Genomic DNA, 23141 nt, shown 5'->3' with positions numbered 1-23141 from the left:
GCGCAGGCTCCGTTCATGGCGTGGCAAACGATTCGATGGCCTCAGCCAAACGATCCCAAGAGTAGCGTCCCTTGTGCAATGCGATCTTTTCCGCGAAATCGCGCTCCCTCTTTTCGGCGAAATAGCTGACGATGGCCTTAGCCAATGCTTGGGGATCGTCTGCTGGCACCACGAAGCCAGTTGCCCCGTGCACCACTTCATCGGGCAGCCCACCCACCTCGGTGGTAATCACCGGCTTGTTGAAGTGGTAGGCAATCTGGACGATGCCACTCTGCGTTGCAGCCAAGTAGGGCAGAACCACCACGTCTGCCGCCGAATAGTAGAGCTTGACGTCCTGGTTGGGAATGAACTCGTCCACCACCGTCACCGCAGAGGAGATGCCCAGCTGCTCAATGAGCTCCATATAGCTTGACTTGTCGCTGTAGAACTCGCCGGCCACCAGCAGGCGAACAGGTATCTGTCGCAGCACTTCGGGCATTGCCTTGAGAAGAACATGCAGGCCTTTGTACGCGCGCACGTAACCAAAGAAGAGGACCAAGTTGCCGTTACCCAAGCCCAACCGGCGGCGCGCCTCCTCCTTGGGCAAGGGGTCACCGAAAATGCTGTAGACCGGATGCGGCACCTGCCGGAAATCTGCATGTGGGACAAAGCGCAACAAGTCCTGCCGCACCGTGTGGGACATGACCACAAAGTGGTCCACAAAGCCCAGCCCCAGCCTGGTCAGGGGGACATCGAGCGGCGTGCCTTCGTGGGGAACGATGTTGTCGCAAATGTAGACCACGGGCGTCGGACAGAGCAGCTTGCTGAGGAAGGCCACTGCGGCGAAGCATGGCGCGAAGAAGGGCATCCAGTACTTGAAAAGCACCAGGTCCGGGGCGTGCTGGCGAATGCGCAAGGCCACGCGCAGCCACGAAGCAGGGCCAATGGAATCCAGCAGCGGCTCCGCCTGAATCGGGATGGCCTCCTCGCCGGCATCTTGCTGCGTGCGGCCGGGGAACAGAAGAGACGGGTATTGGCGCTTGAACGAGACCACGTGCACCTGATGGCCGCGGGCGCGCAGTGCGCGGTAGAGAAGCGCATTGTAGTGGGCAATGCCCCCGCGCAACGGGTAGGCCGTGCCAACAATCACGATTTTCATACGCCGGCCATCCCCCCTGAGGCGAGCACTTGGCGCAGGCAGCTTGCCAACACCCGCGCTGGATAGAGATATTGCATGCAGTTATTCGGGCACTCGGCGGCATAGAAGCAGCTGCAAGAGAACTCGGGCTCCAGTGTTTCCCCAAGCCCGTACAGCTCAAACTCGTGCCGGTTGAATGTGTTGTTAAAGAGCACCACTCTCTTCCCTAATCCGATGGCGATATGCAGCGCCATGGTCACCGCCGTCACCACCACGTCAGTCTGGTCCACGAGGTTGATGAACTGCCGCAACGGAAAGTGGCCCAGATAAGTCGCGCCGGTCGCCTCTGCAAGGCGCATGTTCTTCTCGTGCTCCTGGGGTCCGCCCAAGAGGATGACCCCCAGTCCCTTGGCGCGCAACTCCCTGGCCAACTGCGCCCAGTATTCCTCTGGCCACAGCCTTGACTTCCAGCGACTGCCACAGCCGGTGTTGAGGCCCACGAGCGGCCGCGGCTGCGGGATTTGCCATTGTAAGCCCAGGTCGGCAAAGTTGCTCAAGATGTACTTTTCGCCGGCAAAGGTGTAGCCGCAAATTTCGAACAGCTCTTGCGGGTAGGACTTGTTATTGGCCTTGGCGACGTCGTCAAAGAGGCCGGTCAGGAATTTGCCCTCGGCCGCCACATCGGCAGGGGCAGGCATGCCATCGCGCAGCAAGTAGCCCTTCTTCTGCCGCGCCCGCACCATGGAGGCCAAGGCGCATGCTTCCCTGTCTTTGTCAAGGTTAATGAGAAGATCGAACTCAGTGGCCTGCAGGTAGAGAATGTCCTCCAGACGCCACGGGTGTACCCTGTCGACTATGTCCGGAATTACCTCGGGCGTGTGGGTCAACCAGTGGAGCACGGCCTGGGGGAAATCCCGGCGCAGAGGGTGAAGAATGGGGGTCGAGCGGATGACATCGCCCACGGCGCCCAACTTGATAATCAGGATGCGCCCGGAAGTGGGCTCGTACCACTGGCACGAACTGCAGTGCACCTGGTGGGCCTTATGGGGAGCACACGGCACGTCGCCGCCAAAATGTCGGCAGTCAGAGCGATAGGCGAACGTCATTGTCCTCGCAGGAGTAACCGGATTGCTGTTTCACAGGTGTGGTGATGCTGTCGCATTCCCGTATCCCGCAACGCTTGCTTCCCAATCACCAGCCGATTTTCAGGCGCACAGGGTAGCCCTGCTCGTCTTTGCGCGACTCGGTGATCATCTCACCCAAAAGGCCGATGGAGACAAACTGGATGCCCACGATGATGAGCAGGATGCCTAAGAACAGCAAGGGGCGATTGCTCAAGTATACCGAATAGAACAGGCGCATGACCGCCAAATAGAGGGTGATCGCGCTTCCGGCAAGGAAGCAAACAAGGCCCAGCAGGCCAAAAAGGTGCATGGGGCGGCGGTTGAAGCGCCTGAGAAACATGACCGTGAGCAGGTCGAAAAAGCCGGCGAAGAACCGCCATGGCCCGAACTTGGTCTTGCCGAAACGCCTGGGCCGATGGTTGACCACCAGCTCGGTGACCTTGAACCCTTGCCAGTGGGCCAAGACCGGCAGGAAGCGATGGAGCTGTCCGTAGAGGCGAATGCTGCGCACCACCTCGCTGCGATAGGCCTTCAGTCCGCAGTTGAAGTCATGCAACCGCAGGCCGCTGACCGCCGAGGTCACCATGTTGAACAACTTGGAACTCCAGCGCTTGCGCAGTGGGTCATGCCGCTTCTTTTTCCATCCAGAAACCAGGTCGTATCCTTCGTCGAGCTTGGCGAGCAGGTGCGGGATTTCCGCCGGATCGTCCTGCAGGTCGGCGTCCATCGTTACCACCGCGGAACCTTGAGCATGGGCAAAGCCTACGGCCAGGGCCGCCGATTTGCCACAGTTGCTGCGCAACGAGATGACCTTCACCCGGCGGTCCTGAGCAGCAAGACGTCGCAAGACATCCAGCGAGCCATCGGTGGAGCCATCGTCCACAAAAATGATTTCGTAAGAGGGCACGCGTTTCCTGACGGCCGCGACTATCTCCGCGTGGAGGGGCTGCAAGGAATCGGCTTCGTTGTAGAGGGGCACCACCACCGATAGGGCGCATTGTCGCGGTCTGGGTCTCATAGCAGGACCTCCTCCACATTGCCGGGGAGGCGCTGCCGCATCTCCAAGGCGCGCAGATGCACGTTGACCGTTCGTTCGAGATAGAAAAGGGTCAGGCGTTCTCCCTGCTGCGGGCGCTCGAGGGTCACCATGCGCGGCAGAAGCATGCCGGAAGTCTTGGCAAAGCGGCTGAAGCTCAACCGATAGAGCAGGCCCAGCTGGGAGTCCTCGTATTCCATCTGTGAGACCACGGCGCGCTGGCGGTCGACCCAGTACCGGAACAGGCCCTCTTCGGCGCGCCTCTCGACGAGCAGGCCGTGACTGTCCACACCTTTTACCCCGGCGCCTTCCCGGGGCAAGGAGACCAGGCCGCTTAGGGCAGAGACCAGCAGCCGGCCGTCCACGGCCATGACCAGCGGGTCAAGATAGCGCAGCCGCTCGATACTGCCTCGGTACACACGCCTCTCGGAGGGTACATAGGCCATGAACGAGCGGCCGTCCACGAAGAGCGAGGCCACATCTAAGCCGAAGATCGCTTCGACCTTGATGAGCGCCGAGTCCGGCATGCGCACCGCCACCTGCGTGTAGCCGGAGTAGCCCGCAACCGGGGACTCGAAGGAGATGCGGGCCCGCCCTTTGAGCGTTTTGAGCTTGCTCACATTCCTGTCCACGTCGCGCTGCAGCTGTGGCAGGCTGACTTGCGACAGGTCCCATGCTGCTTCCCGCGCAGATGGCGCACACGCAAGACACACGGCGAGGCCAGCCGCGGCGACCACCCCACAAATTCTGAGCCAGTCCTGGAAAGCCGGTCTCTTGTGCCCAAGCAGGCGCGTCATGGCCGTGTGTGCGATGTGCCTTTCAGCTTCTGCTCTAAGTGCGTGCGCGAGGGGTCGAGCTCGAGCGCCTTCTGCCAGTACTCCTGCGCCTTAGACAGTTCCCCCAGCTTCTCGTACACGTCACCCAGGTGTTCTATGACCTCTGCCGACCCCGGACGCACCTCTACTGATTTCAGGATCTTTTCCAGTGCTCTCTGATAGTCACCCAACTTGAAGTAAACCCAGCCGATGGTGTCCAGGAAGGCGCCGTTTTCGGGTTCTGCCTGCAGGGCCTTTTCCACCATGAGCAGTGCCTCATCAAGGCGGATGCCCCGTTCAGCAAGGCTATAGCTGTAGTTGTTGAGCGCCGTGGGATTTTCCGGGTCCAGGGCGAGAATCTTGGTGTACACCGAGTCTGCCTCCTCGTCCCGCCGCAGTTCCGAGTAGCAGGCCGCTAGCACCAGGAGCACCGGCACATTGTCCTCGTTGTCTTCCAACGCCTTGGTGATGAAGGGTAGTGCCTCAGCAGGCTTGCGCATCTGGCTAAGCACTGAGCCTAAGAAGAAGTTGAGCTCCCCATCATCGGGAAAGAGCCCCGCCGCTCTGCGGAAAACCGCCTCGGCTTGTTGCAGCTCGTTGCGCAGGAGGTGGCAGCGGCCGAGCAACGACCAGGCCGGCGGCACGCGGTCGTTGAGGGCGATGACTTTCTCAAAGTACGCCCCGGCCTGCGACCAGTTGCGCCGCATGAACTCCATGCGACCGGCAGCAAACGGCACGCGCCAATCGTTGGGGAATCGGCTCGCCAGTGCCTCGAGGTGCGCCAGAGCTGTCGCCGTGTCCCCCTTTTGGAAATAGAGTTCAGCTATCTCCAACCCGTTGACGACGTCACTGGAGTCCCGCGCGCCCGCCTGCTCATAGAGTTGGATGGCCTCTTCCCACTGCTTGCGCGCCACCAGCAGGTTGCGGCAGAGCTTGCGTACGCGGGCAAAGTTGGGGTTTGCCGTGAGGGCCCGGCGATAGGTAGCCAAGGCCGCAGCCGTGTCGCGCAGACTTTCCTGCAAGAGGCCCAAGGAGATGGCGGTGCGCTCATCATCAGGGAAACGGTCATGGGCCTGGGCGAACGCCTTTGCGGCAGCAAGGGTATCGCCCTTCATGAGGTGCACTCTGCCCATATCAAGCCAGTGCTCCACATTGGCCGAGTCCGTCTTCGCCAGCTCGGCGAACACCGCTAACGCTTCGTCCCAGCGCTTGGTGGCGGCGTAGAGCGCGCGCAGCTCGCTTTGCACTTCGTCGAAGGTTGGGTCCACCTGCAAGGCTCTTCGATACCAGGCGATGGCCTGCGTGGTGTCGCCCTCGGCTTTGCAGGCAGCGGCGACTGCCAAATAGGGCGTTTCCGCTTGTCGATCCACCGCCATCGCCATGCGATAGAGCTCCCGCGCCTCGGTATAGGCTCTTGCCTGGTAGAAGAGATTGCCCACCTGCACCAAATAGTCCACGTCCTGGGGCAGATGCTTTGCAAACTGCTTGACTTGCTGCAAAGCCGCCTTTGTCTTGCCTTGGGCCACCATTAGGCTGATGAGCCTGCCCAAAGCATCGGCATCGCGGGGGTCAACTTCCAGCAGAGCGCGGAACTCTGCCTCGGCCAGATCGAGTTTGCGCTGCTCGGCGTAGATATTCCCCAACAGGCCGTGCGCCTCCGCGCTGCGCGGGTTCAGCTCAGCGGCCTTTCGCAGACAGAGCAGTGCGCTCTCCGTCTTGCCCAGGCGGAGATAGACCTCGCCCATGGCCATCTGGATGCCGAAGGACTGGGGTGCATGGAGAGCCGCCTCCTGGTAGGCGGACAGAGCGTTGGTGAGGTCGCCGAGCGCCTCTGCGGTGGCGCCGCGAATCACCAGACGGGAGACGAGCGGATCCACCTGCGGCTGCGCGGTGGTAGGCGGGGTCTCCGCGCCGGAATTCCGAGTCGCCAAGGGTCCGCTGCAGCCGCTGCTGAGAGTGAGCAGGCAGAGAGTAAGTGCGGCCCACGAACGCGGGCTCATCATTGTTCCTCGCAAGGGTAGTGGCATATGCTTGACAAAGCGTAATATACCATAAGCAGCCAACATTTACAAGCAAAAAATCGGATGCCCCACCGTTCGAAGGGTAAGCTACCATTGGAACCGCGACCGGTGCCTGTGGGTTCCCACGACGCAGCCCTCACCAATACGCAGCGAAGCCTGGCAATGTGCTGTACCGCATGGTACACAGGGCCGTACCGCCAGGTACAGGATCAAGGGTCGGGGAGGGCTGGCTGTCCACGAGGTAGGCTTAACCCCTTGTATTCTCGTGGCCCGCTTCTTCGGTTTGGCCGTGGCACGTGCATTGCAAATGTAGAGGCGACTGGAGGGAGGTTAACGAGGATGGAACGGATCATTTTGCGACCATGGATTCTGCTCTTCGCCACCGTGGCAGGGATGCTGGTGGTGCCGCTGGTCTTGGCTCAGGGACAGCACGGTGCCCAGGCGGGGCTTGACCAGCTCGACCGTCAGCTGGAAAGGGCGGCGCAGCTTTTGGCTGACCGCAACGACCCAGCGCTCCAGGCGCTCCTTGAGCAGGCGCGGCAGTTGCGTGCGCAGGCCGCCAACGAGATGACCCAGGGCAGGCACGCGCAAGCAAACGCGCACATTGTGGCAGCCAGAAGGGTGCTGGACCAGTTGATGGCACGGCTGCTGCAAAGCCCCGTGGGGCAGCTCGGCGAGCGCCTGCAGGAGCTGATGCGCCACGCGGAGCAGGTCGTCCCGGGCAGCGGCAATATGGAAGCGGAACGGCTGCTCGCCCGCGCGCGCCAACAGCAGGCCCGGGCCGCGGAGGCGGTCCGCCAGCAGCGCTATCAGGCAGCGGCAGAGCACTACCGCGTGGCAATCTACTGCAGCAAACGCGCTCGTGACCTGGTGCAAGGAGGTGGGCGCACAGGGGCCGGCCGCCTGGAGGAGGCGCGCGAGCAGTACCTGACGCTGCTGGATGTGGCGGAACAGGCGGCGGCGCGAAGCGACAACCCCATGGCCAGGCGCTCACTGGAACAGGCGCGTCGTCACGGGCTGTTGGCAGGGCGTGCCCTGCACCGGGGTGACGCAGCCTTGGCCTGGGAGCTCTACCACCAAGGCATACGCATTCTCCTGCGCTGCATCAGCATCAGCGAGGGCGAAATGGGTTCCCCGCGCGAGCGAGCTGAGGAGGAAATAGAGCGCGTCGAGGCACTTCTCCAGGAAGCGGCACGGGAGGAGCAGCGTTCCCCGTCGCCAGAGGGCCGGCTTCTTTTGCCCAAGGGAGACGAACTCCTCTCCCGCGCCCGTCGGCACTTAGCGGCCGGTGCTTTCCCCATGGCGCTGCAAAACGCGGAGCTTGCCGAAGGCATTGCCTACCGTTTGCTGCACAGGGGCGCAACGCCGCGTGATGCTCTCGCAGTGAGGGTCGAGGAAGAAATCACTCGCCTGCGCCTCGACCTGGAGCGGGCGCGCCAGGCCGGCGGCGAGGGGCAAGAAGAATTGGTAACCCAGGCTGAGCGTCTCCTTCACCTCGCCGAACAGGCCGTGGGGCTTGGGCGTTACCGGATGGCACTGGTGTGGGTCCTGGCCGGCGACAGGCTGCTTTCGCCGCAGATGGGGGCCGGCCCTGCAGGCTCAGCCACCGAGGTTGCCCAGCGGCTGGAAGAATTGGACCAGGCAGTGAACCGGCTCACTTCTACGGCTGAGCAAACCGACGAAGATCGCGAGATCATTGTCCAGGTGCGGGCGCTGCGCCAGGCGGCAGCCATCGCTCTGCAGCGCGGAACGCCAGACGTGGCCAGGCATCTCGTTGACAGTGCCACGGACCTGTTTGCCAAGGTCCGCGCGCATAGGGATGAGTAGAGCCACAGAGAATGAAATGAAAGGAGGGCAAGGCGGGACATAAGAATCGGAGCCATGGAGGAGCAGGCGGTTGCCTTCCCTCGAACCTTAGCGAAAGTTGGAAGTTTGGAAAATGAACATGCATTTGGAGGAATGAGGATGAACAGGAGACTAACCTTGGGGTATGGGCTTGTGCTTGCAGCGGTGGGGGCGATCATGCTCAGTTGTAGCAAGAACCCGGCTGGACTTGCGGATCGTTCCGAGGATGAGGCGGCCATCCGCACGCTTGTGTTAGCCGACGTGGACATTTTCCATGAAATGGGGCTTGATGATGGCGGGGCCCAGCCACCTGAGTACGAGGCCGGTGGCCTCCCCAAGTCCGGCGACTATATCGAGCCGGTGCGCTTTGGTCGGCGTGGCAAGTTCACGTTAGAGTCCGTGGACATTCAGTTCTCCGGCGTGCCTGGAGAGCCGGACACCCTCGCCATAGCAACCATTACCAAGACCTTCACAGGCACCTTTGTCGTTGTTGCCAGGGATACGGACAGCACCACGCCCGAGACCTTCAAGGTCTATGAGAAGCCGGTGCGCAGCACCGTCGTCCGCAAGGCAAAACTGCGGCGGGTCGGGTACTCCGAGAATGCGCGGCGCAACTGGCGGCTCGTCGAGGTGTCGATGAGCGAGGGCGTCGCGGAGCAGGCAACCGTCAGCATCAGCAGCATGGCTCTTGAGGCGCCTGGGCAGCAGCCCATCGTGGTTACCGCTCCTCTGGACTTTTGGCTGAAGCGACACGACGGCCTGCCGTGCTTCGCCCAGGGCGACACGATCAAGCTCTACGTGGCGGTGACCAACAGCAACAACCATCCGCCGGCCCCTGGTACGACCGTACTCGTTCACTTTGGCGTGGACCGCGGGCTGCAGCGCGCGCGTCGCCCCCTCAACGACGAGGGAATCTACCCTGACCAGGTCGCTGGCGACGGGGTGTTCAGCGGATATTGGGTGGCTAAGCATGAGCAGGGACTGCGCCATATGCTGATCGATGCCATTGACCACGGCACCATCTACGACGACGTGGCGCCCTACAACGCCGTTTGCTGGGGGATGGTCTACGGAAGAGAGGGCAGAGGCGGATGGTAGTGGGCCACCCGCTCTTGTAGTTGTCTGTCTCACAGTGGAGGCAATGGGTTATGGAAGGGAAGACGTATTCTCGATGGCTCCTGCTGGCAGTGGCTTTGCTCTGGGCAGGGACAGCGCTGGCCCAGCAGGTGGTCGTGAGACCTCACCAGGTGACGTTGCAGCCTGGGCAGGGGCAGCAGTTTGAGGCACAGCTCTTTGACCGCGCCGGTCGACCAGCGCGGGGAGTCACCTGTACCTGGTCAGTTGAACCGAGTTCCCTTGGCACCGTGACCAAAGACGGCTACTTCATCGCCGGGCCGGAGCCGGGCGTCGGACGCGTGATAGCCTCTGCCGCTCTGGCGGGCGTGGAGTATCGGGGCAGCGCCGATGTGGTTGTGGCCGAAGGACGTGGTTCTGGCAGGCAGCTCCTGGTGGAGCCCGCAGAGGTGGTGCTGGCTCCCGGCCAGTCGCAGCAGTTCATTGCGCGCGTGATGACAAGCAGCGGCCTAAGCATCGTCCCCAGCGAGGTGCGATGGGAAGTACTGCCCACCTCTTTGGGCACGATAACGCCCGACGGCCTGTTCACCGCCGGGACGGTGGCCATGGCCGGTCAGGTCATTGCCCAGGCAGCTGTGGATGGCAGGCTCCTGAGGGGAGCGGCGCGCGTCCTGGTCAGCCAGGGGGCAAATGGACTGATCGCAGGGCTGGTAATGGACGGGCGCGACGGCTCGCCTTTAGCCGGGGCGCTGGTGACTGTGCAGCGTTTGGGTCCCTTGCCGTGGGCAAGGCGCGACACCACGGGCGCCGACGGCAGCTACGCCGTCCCTGTGCTGGCCCCGGGACTGTACGTGGTGCACGCTTGTGCTGCCGGCTTCCTTCCCGAGTACTATGACGATGCACCCTCGCTCCGGGAGGCCACGTCGATCAGCATCGCGCCCGGGGATACTGTCACGGGCACCGACTTTGCCTTGGCACGAGGCGGGGCAATAGGCGGGATGGTGGCTGCGGAGGCCGGTAGCCTGCCGCTGCCAGGCGCCCATGTGCAGGCCTACTCGCTAACCCTTCCCAACGTCCGGTATCACGCGGTTACTGACGACGGCGGCCGCTATCTGATTGGGTCGCTGCCGCGCGGCTCCTACGTAGTCGAGGCAAACGCAGCCGGCTACAAAGGTGAATTCTACGCAGACGCCGCCACGTTGCGCACCGCTACGCTGGTGGAAGTGGCGGAAGGTGACACTACCTTCGGCATCGACTTTTTCCTGGAGACCAGCAGTGCGATCACCGGCCGTGTGGTGGACCAGGCAACCGGAGCGCCGATTCCCCTGGCGCGTGTCTGTGCCCATGTCCTCGATGGGGTCGGCAGTGGCCGCGACCGGATAGCCACTACCCACACCGACAGCAGCGGTTGCTACACTCTGCCCGTGCGTCCGGGCACCTACCAGGTGCTGGCGAGCGCGCGCGGCTACGCGGATGAATGGTACGACGGGGTGAGCGACCGGCGGCTTGCTACGCCAGTGGTGGTCGTGGCAGACCAACACACCTCAGGCATCGATTTCCGACTCAGCGCGGTGAGCGCCATCGCTGGCCGTGTGACGGATGAAGCGGGCGGCTTGCCGATTGTGGGAGCGCTGGTCACCGCGTACCAAGGTGGCCCGCGAGCATACTGCTCCTCAGCGCGTACCGATGAGAAGGGTCGCTACCTGATTGGCAATCTGCAGCCTGGCAACTACCTCGTGCGTGCTGCTGCCCCCGACTATCTGGCCGAATGGTACCTGGAGGCCGAAACTGTCCGCGACGCCACCCCGGTAGCCGTGGCGGCGGCCGACACCGTGCAGGGTGTCGACTTCACCGTGAAGCGCGGCGGCAGCATCAGCGGCTCGGTCCGCAGCCAGAGGAGCGGGCAGCCGATTGCCGGTGCTCGCGTGGAGGTGTTCAGCACCGGAGGCCCGTTCTCCCGGGTGGCCTTTGCCGACAGTGAAGGCACTTATGCCGTGGCCGGGCTGCCCAGCGGGAGCTACCTTGTGCGCGCCTCGGCGCGGGACCACGTGCCCATCTACTACGACGGAGTCCTGACGTGGGCGCGGGCCACGCCGGTGACCGTCAATGCCCCGGAGCAGACAGCTGGGATCGACTTCTTGCTGCCTTCTCGCGTGCCGGACGGGGCGACCATCGCCGGACGCGTCACCGATGAGCACACCGGGGAGCCTTTGCGCGGCGTACGCGTCTTCGCCAGCCCGGTGCGGCCTGGTCAGGTCTACACCGACCTCACCGACGGCGAAGGGCTTTACCTGTTGACCGGGCTCCGGCCTGGAGCCTACATCGTGTGGGCCTTCAAGACCGGCTACCTGGCAGAATTCTACGAAGACAGCCACTCTTGGCGCGACGCCACCCCCATCACTGTGGCGGCCGGGGATAGCATCAGTGGCATCGACTTTGCGCTCACACCGCAAGAGCGAGGGCCGTTCATGGTGGCAGGGACGATCGCCAGCAAAGAGGGCCGGTCGGTCGCCGGGGGGGTGGTCCTGGCGCGCCGCGGCGAGGAGCTGGTGGCCACTGCCGTGAGCAACGAGAACGGCCAATACGCGCTGGACGAGCTCCCCAACGGCAGCTACACAATCTGTGCGCTCCTCCCTATCGGCGATGGGTCTGCGCAACCACCGCAAACCACAGCTCCGGTGGCGGTCACACTGAGTGCGGCAGATCCGATGCGCAACAATGTTGACCTGGCGCTTGCGCCGACGAACGGTCCGCCCGCTGACCAGCCAACTCTTCCGGCGAGGTTTGCTCTCTTAGGGAATTCGCCCAATCCCTTCAATCCCGGAACTTCGATCAGGTTTGAGCTGCCGGAGCCGGCACGGGTGAGGATCACCATTTACAACGTGCTTGGGCAGCCGATCCGTGAACTGGCAAACGCTGCCTTCGACACCGGCCGGCATGCGATCTTCTGGGAGGGCAAGGATCGGCATGGCAACCAGGTCGCCAGCGGCGTCTACATTTGCAGGCTCGAGGCACAGGCAGCCTCTGGCGGGCGGCATCTGTTGGTGAGCAAGATGCTGCTTGCCCAGTAGGCGAATGCTGTGCTCCTCCCAGGAGGGGACTGGGATCCGGCCCGGTCCCCTCCGCTCCATATAGAAGAGCAATCGGACACGGGGAGACAGCTAGGCAAGCGAAAAGCGAGCTCCGTGGAGTGTGGGAGAGGAGGCATTGGCAATGCGAGGTGCCTGCATCATGTTCGTGATAACGACAGTCTTGTTTCCCCTTGCTGCGGGGTGCGCGAGCAGGGCGGTGTATGTACGCACGGCCCCGCCGGCCGTACGCGCGGAGGTGGCTGGTCGCCCTCCGTTCGCAGGGGCGGTGTGGGTAGCCGGTCATTGGGAATGGCACGGAAACTGGGTCTGGAGGCCAGGCCATTGGGCAAGAGCTCCCAAAGGAAAGGTCTGGGTGCCCGGATACTGGCGAGAGACGCCTCGCGGCTGGGTGTGGGTAAAAGGGCACTGGGCACGACGGTGACGAGGCGGACATACGCATCGACAATGGCAGATGCCGGTGTTTTTAGCAGTGGCTCATAGACTTGCCCTCCTGACCAGGAAGGTCGCGCTGAGCATGACCTTCCTGGTCTGCTTCTTGTGCGCAGGGACACTCCACGCCCAGGATTCCCTCCGCCTGAGCATGCAGGGGGAGGATCAGGCGACGGCCCAGACCCTCTACGAGCTCGCCCTCCTCCGCGTGCAGCGCATCGTGCCCGACTTTTGGACGCGCGGCGATACCAATGCGGTAGCCCCAGAGGTTCGTCCCCTGCTGCAGGAGGCTCTCCGCTTAGCCGGGCAAAGGGAATGGGCGGCTGCTGAGGCGTTGCTGAGCGTTGTCGCCGACTATGTGTCGGCCGCCCAGAGCCGCCCTACCACGCTGTCGCCCACGGAGGACCAGGGGGATGACCAGGCGGCTCGGCGCGCACGCTGGTACCCCGAGCTGTTCATGGGCATGGAGGGATGGAGACAGCGCTTTTCTCTTCCCGGCGAGCTTCAGGACACCACTCTGGCAGAGAGCTCGGGCAATCCCCTCCTTGGGGTGCGTCTTGCTATGGAACGGGGCACGCCGCGCGACCGGTTGGTTGACGGCTCCTTTGAACTGCGCTCCAGCCGCGACTACCAAACCGGGCGGCTTTCCCTCGGCTACCGGGCGCGGTTCAAGAAAGGGCACTACCTCGCGCTGCAAAATGACCTGGAGGGAACGGCTTTCCGGGACCCCGGCACACCGGACTACGCGCGGGGCAATCTGCGGGCAGAGCTGACCTACGCGCTGGCACCCGAGTTGACGACCGCGCTGACCTACACCGGGTCCTTGCAGCGCTACGCCAACCCTGGGCCCTTCTACGCCAGCTTCGTTGCCCATCGCTTGGGCGGAGGGGTCACTGCTATTGCCGGGCCGGCGACGCGTCTGTCTGTGGGGTATGGTTTCGAGCACTGGAGGTACCCGTCCGCGCAAACGCGAGACCTTGAGGACCATCGCCTGAGCAGTCGGTTTTTCCATCGAGGACTGTTCGTCGAGGGCAGCGCCCGGTATCGCTTGTTTGTCGCGCCTTTTGCGGACAGCCTGTACAACAACGACTATCTGGAGGCGCAGGTACGTGCCGAGTGGCGGCGGGACCTGCTCCCGGGGCTGGGTCTGGTGCTCCGCGCAGAGCTGTGGGTCAGGGACTATGCCTACCCAAGCTCGGCAACGCCCGACTATCGCGTGGTGGATGTGGCGCCGGCCCTCCGTTTTGCCGTGACCAGAGTCGGTGCCCTCGAGGTCGGCTATCAGCTGCAGAAGCGCACGCCTGCGCACACGGCAAGTCTGACGGATGATCCGTTCGCGCGCATCGACGAATACGTCTCCCAAGGCCCGACGCTCTCCGTGGAGGTGAGTGGTCCTGGCGGCCTGCTCGTCTCGGCCAATGCCAGCGTCGGCAAGGTCGCGTACACGGCCTCGCCCGCACGTGAGGCGTCAGGGTTGTCCTTCTTTTCGGACCGCCGTGCCTCGGCAGTGATGTGTTTTGTTACCTGGCCACTTTCTCTGCACTGGGAGCTGGAGCTCATGGCCAACCATGACGCCGACCTCGACACCGGGGAACAAGATTACGACTCGCGGGCTTCCTTCCTCACACTTGAACTGCGCTACCGCTTCTGATTTCCAACTCCACTCTGGATCACCCGTCCTGCCGCAGTGGGGGCCAAACTCTGCGTGAAACAATTTCTCTCCGTGGCCGTTTCAACGGGATGCAGCATCTGCAGGGAGGCGAGGGGTCTGCGCTGTTCTCGGAGGGCGCCGTTGCCTGTACTGGCAGGCTGTCCTGGCAGCACATTTGCTGGCAAGAGAGGTGCCACATGAAGAGGACAAACGAGACGATGATCGTGGCCGGGGCCCTCATCACGCTCCTCGGCGTACTGCTTCTTCTGACCAACTTGGGGATTCTCCCTCTGGAGAAGGAGACAGTGTGCACCATCATGCTGAGCGTCTCGGCCGTGGCTTTCGCGCTCAGTTACTCCCGCGGTCGCCAGCAGTGGTGGGCGCTCATGGTGGCGTGCATCCTCGGCCTGATGGTGCTGGAGCGGACACTCCCCTCCCTCGCTCATGACCAGCGGCGATTCATCCGGGGAGCCTCTCTCTGCGCCGTCGGGGCACTGTTTCTCGGCGCCTTTCTCCGGCAGCGTCAGCAGTGGTGGTGGCTCATACCCAGCGGAGTGTTGTTCACCCTTGGGGTGACCGCCCTTCTGCGGAGTGCTCATCTTGTGCGTGGGGGCTATCATGGCGTGCTCTTTTTCACAGGCTTGGGTCTCACCTTTGGCGTGCTCTACCTGCTGGGCAGGCAAACGCAAAGTCTGCGCTGGGCACAATATCCGGCCGTAAGCCTGCTGGCTGTCGCCGCTCTTCTGCTCCTGGGGCATGCGCCGAGGGGAGACGAGTTGGTGGTGCCGCTTTGCCTGTTGGCGGTGGGCCTCTTCCTGGTCACTCGCAATCTGCGCCGCCTGAAGAGCAGAGGGCAGGCCTCGCCCGAAGAAACAGCTTGACATTTGGCCGCAGTTTTCTTAAGATTTGCTTGGCTATTGTACAGCGCACGAGAAGACTGCGGTGGTGATATGCGAGCCAAACCGGACGTCAAGGCACAACAAGAAGGCGCAAGCTCCGTGAGCTTGCTCCCCTCGGTGGAGGCGGTGCTTTCGTCAACGCAGGGGGAGAAGCTCTGCGCACGTTTTCCGCGTTGGCTGGTCAAGGAAGAAGTGGTGCACCAGCTGGCCGAGTTGCGCCGCCACATGCTGGCGGGCCAGAAGCTCAGAGTCGGCACGCGTCCAGCCGTGGTGACCTCTGTGCTGCGGACGGTGCGCAGGCGTCTGAGTGCTCTGCAGCGTCCTTCGCTCAGGAGGGTAATCAACGCGACCGGCATCGTGCTGCACACTGGACTGGGCAGGGCGCCCTTGGCTGAGGCAGTGCGCCGGAACGTCCTGGCCGTTACCGAGCACTACTGCAACCTGGAGCTTGACCTTGAGAGCGGCAAGCGCGGGAATCGCCTGCACCACGTGGAAGAGTTGCTGTGTCGCCTGAGCGGGGGCGAAGCTGCGTGCGTGGTCAATAACAATGCCGCCGCGGTGTTGGTAGCCTTGAACACGCTGGCCTACGGCAAAGAGGCCATCATTTCGCGCGGGCAGCTTGTAGAGATTGGCGGCTCCTTCCGCATGCCGGAAGTCATGGAGAAGAGCGGCACGGCCATGGTGGAAGTGGGCACCACCAACAAGAGCAAGCTCACCGACTATGAGCGCGTCATTTCCGACAGAACCGGCGCGGTGGTTGTGGTGCACACCTCTAACTACCGCGTCCTGGGTTTTACCGCAGAGCCGGCCTTGCGGGAAATCGTGGAGCTGGCCCATGCGCACGATGTGCCGGTGATCCACGACCTGGGTGGCGGTGTGCTCCTGGACCTGCGCAAACTTGGGCTTCCCTATGAGCCGCTCGTGCAGGAGAGCGTGCAGGCAGGGGTCGACGTCGTCACCTTCAGCGGCGATAAGGTGCTGGGTGGGCCACAGGCGGGCATCATCGTGGGCCGACGTGTCCACGTGGAAGCCATCAGAAGCAACCCCTTGATGCGCGCAGTGCGGTGTGACAAGATGACCATCGCCGCTTTAGAGGCCACGCTGCGGCTCTTCCTGGACGAGGAACGCCTCCTCGTCGACAACCCCACGCTGCGCATGCTCTCGGCGCCTGTGAGCACGGTGGAGGCTCGTGCGCGGCGGCTCGTGGAGCTCCTGGTGGGCGCGCACGCCGACAGGCTCCATCTGCGCGTCCAGCAGAGCAGCTCCCAGGCAGGAAGCGGGGCATTGCCGTTGGAGCAGATCCCCAGCCGCGCGGTGGTGGTGAGCTGCGACGGCCTCAGCGCCAGCGAGCTGGCCAGTCGGCTACGCAGCCTGCCGCTGCCGGTGATAGGCTATGTGCAAGGAGAGGAGCTCTACTTGGACATGCGCACGGTGCGGGATGACGAGGTGCCGCTCCTCGCAAAAGCCCTGGGCAAAGTGACTGGCACGAGAACCGCGGCTGGGCGAAGGTAGCCCCTCACCTTCGGCCGCGGAGCTGGCGCTGGCGGCGGGCCTCAAAAAGGAGGATGCCCGCTGCCACTGAGACGTTGAGCGAACTAATCCTGCCGTGCATGGGGATGCGAATAAGAAAGTCGCACTTTTCCCGCGTCAGGCGTCGGAGTCCCCGTCCTTCCGCGCCCAAGACCAGCGCAGTGGGCCCAGTGAGATCTGTGGCGGTGTAGTCCTGCGGGGCATCTTCGGCTGCGCCGAATAACCATACGCCCCTTTCCTTTAGCTCTTCCATAGTCCGTGCCAGATTGGTGACCCGCGTCACCGGCAGATGGACGGTGGCCCCAGCGGCAGCTTTCTCCACCGCTGGGGTGACGGCCACAGCACGGTCGCGCGGGATAATGACCCCATGTGCCCCTGCTGCCTCGGCGGAGCGGATGATGGCGCCGAGATTGTGAGGGTCCTCTACGCCATCCAGCACCACTAACAAAGGCGGCTCGTGGTGCTCATCGGCACGGTGGAATATGTCGTCAATGCCGGCGTAGGCGAACGGTTCCACTTCGGCGGCCACCCCTTGGTGCTTGGAGGTCTGGGTCATTCTGGTGAGTTCTTCGGCGGGCAGACGTTCGGCCGGCACGTTGGCGGCTGCAGCCAGGGCGAGGAACTCTTGCGTCGCTGCCGGGCTCAGGGTGGCAGCAAGCCACAGGCGGCGCACGCCCCGCCTGCTGCGCAAAAGCTCGCGCACCGGATTGCGACCGTAGACCAGCTCTTGCAATTGGCCTCCTTGGTTGTAACTGCAGCCGAGTAAGACGCCACCTTCCTTGGTCGGAAAAATACCAAACGTCCAGCAATTGGTCAAGGGGAAACTGGGAGGTGGAGGAGATGATCCGGCAGGTAGTCCCCTCTCCCTCATTGGTCTTTGACAACTTCCATGTTGTCCGTCAGCTCATGCATGCCGTGGACCAGGTCAGACGGCACGAGGTCCCGGCCGCCGCAGGAGGCACACCGTCTGCGCAAGAGCAATCCGCAGCTTCTGGAGGGGACACGCTATCTGTGGTTGAAAAACCCTGCGCAGCTGACTCCTCCGGAGCGGCAACGTCTCGGCTACTTAGAGGGATTGAATCTCCAGATCAGTCGCGCCTATCTGCTCAAGCAGCAGCTGCGTCATCTCTGGGAGAAGCGGACTCGCCCAGAGGCAACGGCGTTCCTGGGGCACTGGGTCAGTATGGCCATGGAGTCGCAGCTCCGGCCGATGCACGAGTTCGCCTCCCTGCGCAGAGGGCATCGCGATGGGGTGCGGGTTTTGCGTTTCCCATTGACAGCGGCCTTGCAGAGCCAATGAATGCCAGTGCCAACGTGATCAGCCTCAGGGCACGGGGCATATCGATCCCCGGTGGCCTTTTCCATCCTATTGCTCCACTGTCTGGGCGGCGTCAAGATGCCCACATTAGTGCACAAATTCGCGTGAGCGGGGGCATTTCTTCTCTGCCACGAGAAGATTCACGCCACTCAAGGCATCGCCCTTCGTTTCGGCATTCCCTTTGTCGCCGATCGAGTGCATGGAGCGCAACTTTTGGAAGTGTCCATTTGATAGCGGTCTCCAGATGTTGTTCCACCCTTCACAGCACGTCCCCCTTTGTGCAGCCCGGTTTTTGTTGGCAAGAGGTTTGTGGTTAAAGTAACTCTTACAGTCGAGAATCTCCTCCACCTCCATAGCAAATACGACACGATTACCGCTACTTTTTGGACTCAGTCCGACGATCCAATCCCCCACTTTCGCTTTCCGTCTTGTTGCCACCTTGCAATTGGCAAGCGTACAATAGCCCCCGAACGGGATGGGCGCGAATCCAGTGTCATGTCGAACGATGTAGGAAAAAAAGCCTCATTCTTCGCGTCTCTCCAATGCTAACGTCCAGCATCAGCGACAGCGCGGAGCAGTGCCCGTTGTATTCCGTTGTTAGATGGCTAATCACCGGTCTGCTTGTCGGCGAACTGATCGGCCCAAGCTAAGCGATCTTCCCCCACATCAGTTGCGGTTGCTGACCTAAGCTTCGACAGGGCATCTTTCGCTTCGGATCTTGAGAAGCCTATACTGCGCAGGAAACCATATACAATCATTCCTGTTCGATGAATGCCGGCCGAACAATGTACGTAAACTCCACCGCCTTTGTCGAGAATCTTTGCCAATTGCTGGTAAAGATCATGGATTTTCGGCAGCCACTGATTGCTCGGTTGCTGCGCGCATTCTAAAGGCAACCAGAGCCACTCAATACCCGCCTTTCTGGCTTGGTTTCGAATCTCGAAGGCTCCTTCAGATTCCCCAAGTATCGTCAGAATATGGGTGATGCCTCGCGACCGCATAGAGTGGATCGCTCTGAATTTCGGCCTAGGTCCAATCGTGATAAAACCGTTACCCACCTTCAGCCGATGAAGAGGGCCGCCCTTTGATCGAATCTTCTTCGCCTTCTCCAAAGCGCCGATCAAAGGTCCATGTACGGTGCCGGCTGATGTTGCTCTTAAGGTGATTCGAAGATCCTTAAGCACTGAATCAGCTAGCTGCACGCAGCCATCTGCATCTGCAGATAACTGTTCCAAGGCTTCTTCAACGCGCTGCGCTAAGAGTGAAAGCTCTTGTTCGGTTTTCATTCGGTCTTTGACCATCTAACGGCACCGAGCTCAGCCGCAGCGCCGAGCCAGGGAGCGAAGCGGTGTTGGTTCGACGCGCAGCTAAGGCCCGCCTCCCCTGAGCATGCACCTCCACCCAGTATAGACGCGCCCTTGCTCTCTGACCTTCCACCTCTCTGCACTTAGCCCCACTTTTCCCAACCGCCATACTGCCTTCACTGCCCCACCGACAACCAGGCCCTGGTCCTCAATCTGCCACCCCCATCAACACCGCCCCGCTCACCCTAGTGCCTGCCAGCCTCAACCTCAAGCGCTCTCTCCCCCGCCGTAGGGGCACCGCCCCCCCACCACCGCTCTGGCAGCCCAACCACATCACCCGATCCGCCCGCCGTACCCACCCGGGGCCTCTTCTCTCCGCGCACTCCCAACCGGGCCAGTCACCTGACCCGCTGTGGGAGACCGCCCCCCACCGGGCTGACGTGCAAGGTCAATCCCATCACCGAGAGAGCGACCTTAACCTGGCTGTTCACCCCCTGTCCCCCCTGCGGGTAAGGGCCTAACGTCCGGCATCGGCGGTGGCGCGGGGCGCGATCCGCTGAATGCATTTGTTAGCGGCTACCGCGGAAACCGAGCATCCCATGCCGCAACTTCCACAACTGCGCGTGCGAACACATCGGGCCCGATTTTATCTATCCAATCAGCTTCTTTGGGACGATGAATCGCAATAGAACGCCCCCCTCTTTGCCTGACCGTTACACCGGCAGCAAGGCTGCTGTCAAGGAGCACAGAGATGGTCGTAAGTAAGAAGATTGAGTAATCATCGGCCAGTTGCCGGACGCCGCTGTCGTGTACGAGCCAGCAAGCAAGAGCATCTCCCACATCGTGATATGGACCATGATCATAGGCAGTGAGCCAGTCGAAGAACCTGTCAGCGGCTTCATGGCAAACGATCATGTACCCTCCTCCCACTTTGGTTAAGGTGGGGGATCACCGGCGCCGCGCAGCGTCGTCCGTTGGATGCTGCTATTCAGCCAGCCTCTTGCGCCTAACAAAGCGGACGAGATCTGGGCAGACCAGCCGACGCTCATCGACCACCTTCCACCTCGTCTTTCGGTATTCTCGCCAGAATTCCGGCCGCTGGCGGCACACCGCGTCTCCACCTCCGAAGAGGAGGGCCCAGCCCTCCTCCCCCGGATCATCACCGTTGGGCCCCCTGCTCGAAAAGCCAATACCCTTCAGGGGGACGACCAAGGTAGCCCGGTGAGGGCCCGCCCGGATGATGTCCGGGTTGGCAATCGAGTGACCGTGGAACCAAACCCGGGCCACCTCCTCGTCAAGAAGGAGTTACAGTGTGTCCGACCCACTCTGTCCCTGCAGGACGCTGGGCCCTTGGTGAGTGATCAGGACATCGACCGCGGGCTGGCCCAACAAATGGGCCACGGCGTCCTGGTCGATGTACACCATCTCATGATAGTTGACACGCCGCTGGTTGCGCTCGATCCCACCGACGCCCGCAACCACCAGCCCCGACGGAGTACGGCACCGCCACCCACTTGGCAGGTAGCGAATGTGCCGGCCCGGCTCGACAGCCGGTAGTGTCAGTAACTCGGCTGGCTCGTCAGGGATTTGCGGTGAAACCAGAGTTTGCAGGTGGGCAAACCCCTCGTGGTTGCCGTGGACCATGACTACCGGGCAGAGCAAACCGAGCCCCCTCTTCAGCTGGCTCGAAGATCTTCGCAAGACACTCTGGCTGCGGGTCCACGGCCCACTGGTACAGGAACTCCAGCTCACACGGGTTCGCCTTCCCGTGCCGGCGAGTCGCCCTGTCCAGTTGGTCCTCGGACGTGAACGTCCCGACGTCCCCGCAGAGGAACACCGCCTCGAACGCCAGCCCCAGATGGCGTTGCCATCGCGCGGCTACGCACAGGCCCAGTTGCAGGTGCCCGTGGACATCGCCAATCACGCAGACGGCCCGTTCACTGTCGCCCTCAGACGACAACAACAACCTCCGCTGGTCGAACGTTCGGCATTAGCAGCAGGGCCGGGCGTCATGCGCTGCATGCGATTGTCAGCGGTTACCGCTTCGCAAGTTGTTGACAAACTCACGAATTGCATCGAGCCACTTGGCTTCGGTGTCGTCGGCAGCTTGCTCATTCTCTATTCGTTCCCAGCCCTTCTTGTTGTACTCATTTTGCGCAAAACTGAAACCAATATCCAGTTGATGCCGTGAGCACACATCGAGAAAGTCACAGACCACGTCCCGGAAAAACATAGGATGCCTAGAAACCCGGTCGAAAAATCACTTGCTGAGTGTTTGTTGTTGTGATATTTTGGGCTCAGCCATCAGATGTCGTCGCAACATCAAGGAGCTGAGCGATGTTTCGAGCCAGGAATCCGCAACGAGACGCATTCTCGGCGGTGCGTCGGGTTCGGGCCGATCTGTCCTGGAAGGTGGCTCTGGACATTGCGCCCGAGGAAATTCCCTTCACGGCCAAGAGCACCCTGGTGGTGTTCCGCGCCAAGCTTTTGAGCTCGCAGAAGGAGCGTGCGTTGTTCGAACGGATCGTTGGGAAAATCGAGGCGGCGATGCCGGGCAGGCCTCGTGGGCGGCGCTGGGGAAAACGAATCGCTCTGGACACCACCCCGGTGTTCGGGCGCGGGGCCGTCAAGGACGTGTTCAATCTGCTGGCTGACTTGATCCGCACCGTGCTGATCCTGCTGACGCAGGCGAAAGGCTCTCAACCGGCGGCATGGGCCCGGAAGCACCAGTTCGGGCGGTACTTTGGAAAGAGTTTCAAGGGCATGTGCCGCATCAATTGGGACGATCCGACCGAGCGGGACACGCTCCTGGCTCAGGTGGTGGCCGATGCGAGAAGAGTACGGCACCTGGCCCATGAAGCGATGGCCACAGGGCAAGTGAAGCGTCTGCCTGAGAGACTGCAGCAACAGCTCAGGGAGAAGCTGTCGCTTGTGGACGAAATCATAACGCAGAATGTGGAGGACAAGCGCGACGGCACCGCGACGATGAAGCAAGGGGTGGCGCGGGGTCGCATTGTGTTGACGACAGATCCGGAGATGCGACATGGGCGCAAAAGTGAGTCGGTGCGTTTCGATGGTTACAAGTCGGGTGTGGCGGCCGACACCGACACGGCGGTAATCGCCGCGGTGGCGGTAGCGCCTGCGAACCGCCACGATGGGAGCTTCTCCCAGACTTTGGTGGAGCAGACCGAGCGAGCCATCGGCGAAAAAGTCGAGGAAATCATCGCCGACAGCACCTTCGGGGATGAAGCCAGTCGAGCGCATTGGGCTGAGCGCGGCGTGAAAGTAACGGCGAAGGTTCCTGGGAGTGCACAGAAGGGGGATTTCGCCAAAGAGGCTTTCGCCACGGACCCTGACAAACAGTGGGCGCGATGTCCCGCCGGCCACACCACCCACACCTGGTCGGTTCAGAAGGTCAAGATCGGGGGAAAGGAGTTCGAAGGGCGTCGGTTCGTGTTTCCGGCCCGGGGTTGTAGGAAGTGCCCCTTCTACCGGCAGTGTGTCAGCAGTCGGCGCAGCAACGGCCGGTCGATCACCGTCCACCCCTTTGAGGACTACCTGGCGGCGGCTCGACAGGAGCAGGCGACGGAGAGCTTCCGTGACCGATACAGGAAACGAGTGGTGGTGGAGCATCGGATTGCCCGCCTGGCTCAGTTGGGCATGCGAAAAGCGCGGTACTTCGGCAGGGACAAAGTGCTCCTGCAAGCCATTCTGACGGCAATGGTGGCCAACTTGAGCCTGTTCTGGGGCTACGTGCGGTCTCAAGAGGGGACCAGTCCCTTTGTTTCTTGGCTCCTCAGGCGAGTTTGCGCATGAATGTGGGCATCCTTAGGCGGCCGAGCCAGTGGAGTAACAGGGTAGAAAGGACCGCTCGCGATCGATACCC

Annotated in this window: 20 protein-coding genes; 10 read left to right on the top strand and 10 right to left on the bottom strand. The window is 62.3% G+C overall.

Annotated elements, in window-relative coordinates; genetic code table 11:
* Positions 1-13 precede the first annotated feature (13 nt).
* The 5 genes from NUW13_14600 to NUW13_14580 all read right to left on the bottom strand — a co-directional run bounded on the left by NUW13_14600 (position 14) and on the right by NUW13_14580 (position 6023).
* A complete protein-coding gene (locus NUW13_14600; GenBank protein ID MCR4440249.1) occupies positions 14-1138 on the bottom strand; it encodes a glycosyltransferase in 1125 nt (374 codons plus the stop codon).
* The gene (locus tag NUW13_14595; GenBank protein MCR4440248.1) at positions 1135-2223 is read right to left on the bottom strand and encodes a glycosyltransferase family 9 protein; all 1089 of its coding nucleotides are present in this window, start codon (positions 2221-2223) and stop codon (positions 1135-1137) included. Before NUW13_14595 ends, NUW13_14600 begins: the two co-directional genes overlap by 4 nt.
* 85 nt (positions 2224-2308) lie before the next feature.
* Positions 2309-3259, bottom strand: a complete 951-nt coding sequence (locus NUW13_14590; GenBank protein ID MCR4440247.1) for a glycosyltransferase family 2 protein — start codon at positions 3257-3259, stop codon at positions 2309-2311.
* Positions 3256-3897, bottom strand: coding sequence for an outer membrane lipoprotein-sorting protein (locus NUW13_14585; GenBank protein MCR4440246.1), 642 nt, complete (start codon positions 3895-3897; stop codon positions 3256-3258). Before NUW13_14585 ends, NUW13_14590 begins: the two co-directional genes overlap by 4 nt.
* A gap of 173 nt (positions 3898-4070) precedes the next feature.
* On the bottom strand, positions 4071-6023 hold the full coding sequence (locus NUW13_14580) for a tetratricopeptide repeat protein (protein ID MCR4440245.1): 1953 nt from the start codon (positions 6021-6023) through the stop codon (positions 4071-4073).
* Between the two features lie 429 nt (positions 6024-6452).
* Between NUW13_14580 and NUW13_14575 the strand changes: the two genes are divergently transcribed.
* The 7 genes from NUW13_14575 to selA all read left to right on the top strand — a co-directional run bounded on the left by NUW13_14575 (position 6453) and on the right by selA (position 16615).
* A complete protein-coding gene (locus NUW13_14575; protein ID MCR4440244.1) occupies positions 6453-7940 on the top strand; it encodes a hypothetical protein in 1488 nt (495 codons plus the stop codon).
* Positions 7941-8078: 138 nt separating this feature from the next.
* Positions 8079-9056 (top strand): hypothetical protein, encoded by a 978-nt coding sequence (locus NUW13_14570; protein MCR4440243.1) that lies wholly within the window; start codon positions 8079-8081, stop codon positions 9054-9056.
* Positions 9057-9106: 50 nt separating this feature from the next.
* Positions 9107-12103: a carboxypeptidase regulatory-like domain-containing protein gene (locus NUW13_14565; GenBank protein MCR4440242.1), complete on the top strand. Its 2997-nt coding sequence runs from the start codon at positions 9107-9109 to the stop codon at positions 12101-12103.
* Between the two features lie 160 nt (positions 12104-12263).
* Positions 12264-12545 (top strand): hypothetical protein, encoded by a 282-nt coding sequence (locus tag NUW13_14560; GenBank protein MCR4440241.1) that lies wholly within the window; start codon positions 12264-12266, stop codon positions 12543-12545.
* A 48-nt stretch (positions 12546-12593) separates the two neighbouring features.
* On the top strand, positions 12594-14204 hold the full coding sequence (locus NUW13_14555) for a hypothetical protein (protein MCR4440240.1): 1611 nt from the start codon (positions 12594-12596) through the stop codon (positions 14202-14204).
* 197 nt (positions 14205-14401) lie between these two features.
* Positions 14402-15085 (top strand): hypothetical protein, encoded by a 684-nt coding sequence (locus tag NUW13_14550; GenBank protein ID MCR4440239.1) that lies wholly within the window; start codon positions 14402-14404, stop codon positions 15083-15085.
* Positions 15086-15154: 69 nt separating this feature from the next.
* Positions 15155-16615, top strand: a complete 1461-nt coding sequence (gene selA, locus NUW13_14545; GenBank protein ID MCR4440238.1) for an L-seryl-tRNA(Sec) selenium transferase — start codon at positions 15155-15157, stop codon at positions 16613-16615.
* A 4-nt stretch (positions 16616-16619) separates the two neighbouring features.
* Here selA and rlmB read toward each other — a convergent pair whose 3' ends face one another.
* Positions 16620-17366: a 23S rRNA (guanosine(2251)-2'-O)-methyltransferase RlmB gene (gene rlmB / locus NUW13_14540; protein ID MCR4440237.1), complete on the bottom strand. Its 747-nt coding sequence runs from the start codon at positions 17364-17366 to the stop codon at positions 16620-16622.
* Positions 17367-17543: 177 nt separating this feature from the next.
* Here rlmB and NUW13_14535 point away from each other — a divergent pair, with 177 nt between their 5' ends.
* On the top strand, positions 17544-17933 hold the full coding sequence (locus NUW13_14535) for a transposase (protein MCR4440236.1): 390 nt from the start codon (positions 17544-17546) through the stop codon (positions 17931-17933).
* Between the two features lie 105 nt (positions 17934-18038).
* On the opposite strand, the gene NUW13_14530 is transcribed toward NUW13_14535, so the two are convergent.
* From NUW13_14530 to NUW13_14515, 4 genes are all read right to left on the bottom strand, one after another.
* The gene (locus tag NUW13_14530; protein MCR4440235.1) at positions 18039-18458 is read right to left on the bottom strand and encodes a hypothetical protein; all 420 of its coding nucleotides are present in this window, start codon (positions 18456-18458) and stop codon (positions 18039-18041) included.
* 98 nt (positions 18459-18556) lie between these two features.
* Positions 18557-19252 (bottom strand): dual specificity protein phosphatase family protein, encoded by a 696-nt coding sequence (locus NUW13_14525; protein MCR4440234.1) that lies wholly within the window; start codon positions 19250-19252, stop codon positions 18557-18559.
* Between the two features lie 579 nt (positions 19253-19831).
* Positions 19832-20170 (bottom strand): hypothetical protein, encoded by a 339-nt coding sequence (locus NUW13_14520; protein MCR4440233.1) that lies wholly within the window; start codon positions 20168-20170, stop codon positions 19832-19834.
* 390 nt (positions 20171-20560) lie between these two features.
* Positions 20561-20956 (bottom strand): hypothetical protein, encoded by a 396-nt coding sequence (locus NUW13_14515; protein ID MCR4440232.1) that lies wholly within the window; start codon positions 20954-20956, stop codon positions 20561-20563.
* Between the two features lie 205 nt (positions 20957-21161).
* Between NUW13_14515 and NUW13_14510 the strand changes: the two genes are divergently transcribed.
* Positions 21162-21446, top strand: a complete 285-nt coding sequence (locus NUW13_14510; protein MCR4440231.1) for a hypothetical protein — start codon at positions 21162-21164, stop codon at positions 21444-21446.
* Positions 21447-21592: 146 nt separating this feature from the next.
* On the top strand, positions 21593-23071 hold the full coding sequence (locus tag NUW13_14505; protein ID MCR4440230.1) for a transposase: 1479 nt from the start codon (positions 21593-21595) through the stop codon (positions 23069-23071).
* The last annotated feature ends 70 nt before the right edge of the window (positions 23072-23141 follow it).

The organism is candidate division KSB1 bacterium (assembly GCA_024655945.1).
GTDB lineage: Bacteria > Zhuqueibacterota > Zhuqueibacteria > JANLFK01 > Oleimicrobiaceae > Oleimicrobium.
The sequence above is the reverse complement of the archived record's forward strand: the minus strand, read 5'-3'. Positions and strand labels throughout refer to the sequence as shown.

Bases quoted from the DNA above. Each gene is read 5' to 3' on its own strand.
- NUW13_14595 (MCR4440248.1), bottom strand. From the start codon at position 2,223: ATGACGTTCGCCTATCGCTCTGACTGCCGACATTTTGGCGGCGACGTG.
- selA (MCR4440238.1), top strand. From the start codon at position 15,155: ATGCGAGCCAAACCGGACGTCAAGGCACAACAAGAAGGCGCAAGCTCC.
- NUW13_14525 (MCR4440234.1), bottom strand. From the start codon at position 19,252: ATGGTCAAAGACCGAATGAAAACCGAACAAGAGCTTTCACTCTTAGCG.
- NUW13_14550 (MCR4440239.1), top strand. From the start codon at position 14,402: ATGAAGAGGACAAACGAGACGATGATCGTGGCCGGGGCCCTCATCACG.
- NUW13_14565 (MCR4440242.1), top strand. From the start codon at position 9,107: ATGGAAGGGAAGACGTATTCTCGATGGCTCCTGCTGGCAGTGGCTTTG.
- NUW13_14600 (MCR4440249.1), bottom strand. From the start codon at position 1,138: ATGAAAATCGTGATTGTTGGCACGGCCTACCCGTTGCGCGGGGGCATT.
- NUW13_14505 (MCR4440230.1), top strand. From the start codon at position 21,593: ATGTTTCGAGCCAGGAATCCGCAACGAGACGCATTCTCGGCGGTGCGT.
- NUW13_14570 (MCR4440243.1), top strand. From the start codon at position 8,079: ATGAACAGGAGACTAACCTTGGGGTATGGGCTTGTGCTTGCAGCGGTG.
- NUW13_14590 (MCR4440247.1), bottom strand. From the start codon at position 3,259: ATGAGACCCAGACCGCGACAATGCGCCCTATCGGTGGTGGTGCCCCTC.
- NUW13_14560 (MCR4440241.1), top strand. From the start codon at position 12,264: ATGTTCGTGATAACGACAGTCTTGTTTCCCCTTGCTGCGGGGTGCGCG.
- NUW13_14575 (MCR4440244.1), top strand. From the start codon at position 6,453: ATGGAACGGATCATTTTGCGACCATGGATTCTGCTCTTCGCCACCGTG.
- NUW13_14535 (MCR4440236.1), top strand. From the start codon at position 17,544: ATGCCGTGGACCAGGTCAGACGGCACGAGGTCCCGGCCGCCGCAGGAG.
- NUW13_14520 (MCR4440233.1), bottom strand. From the start codon at position 20,170: ATGATCGTTTGCCATGAAGCCGCTGACAGGTTCTTCGACTGGCTCACT.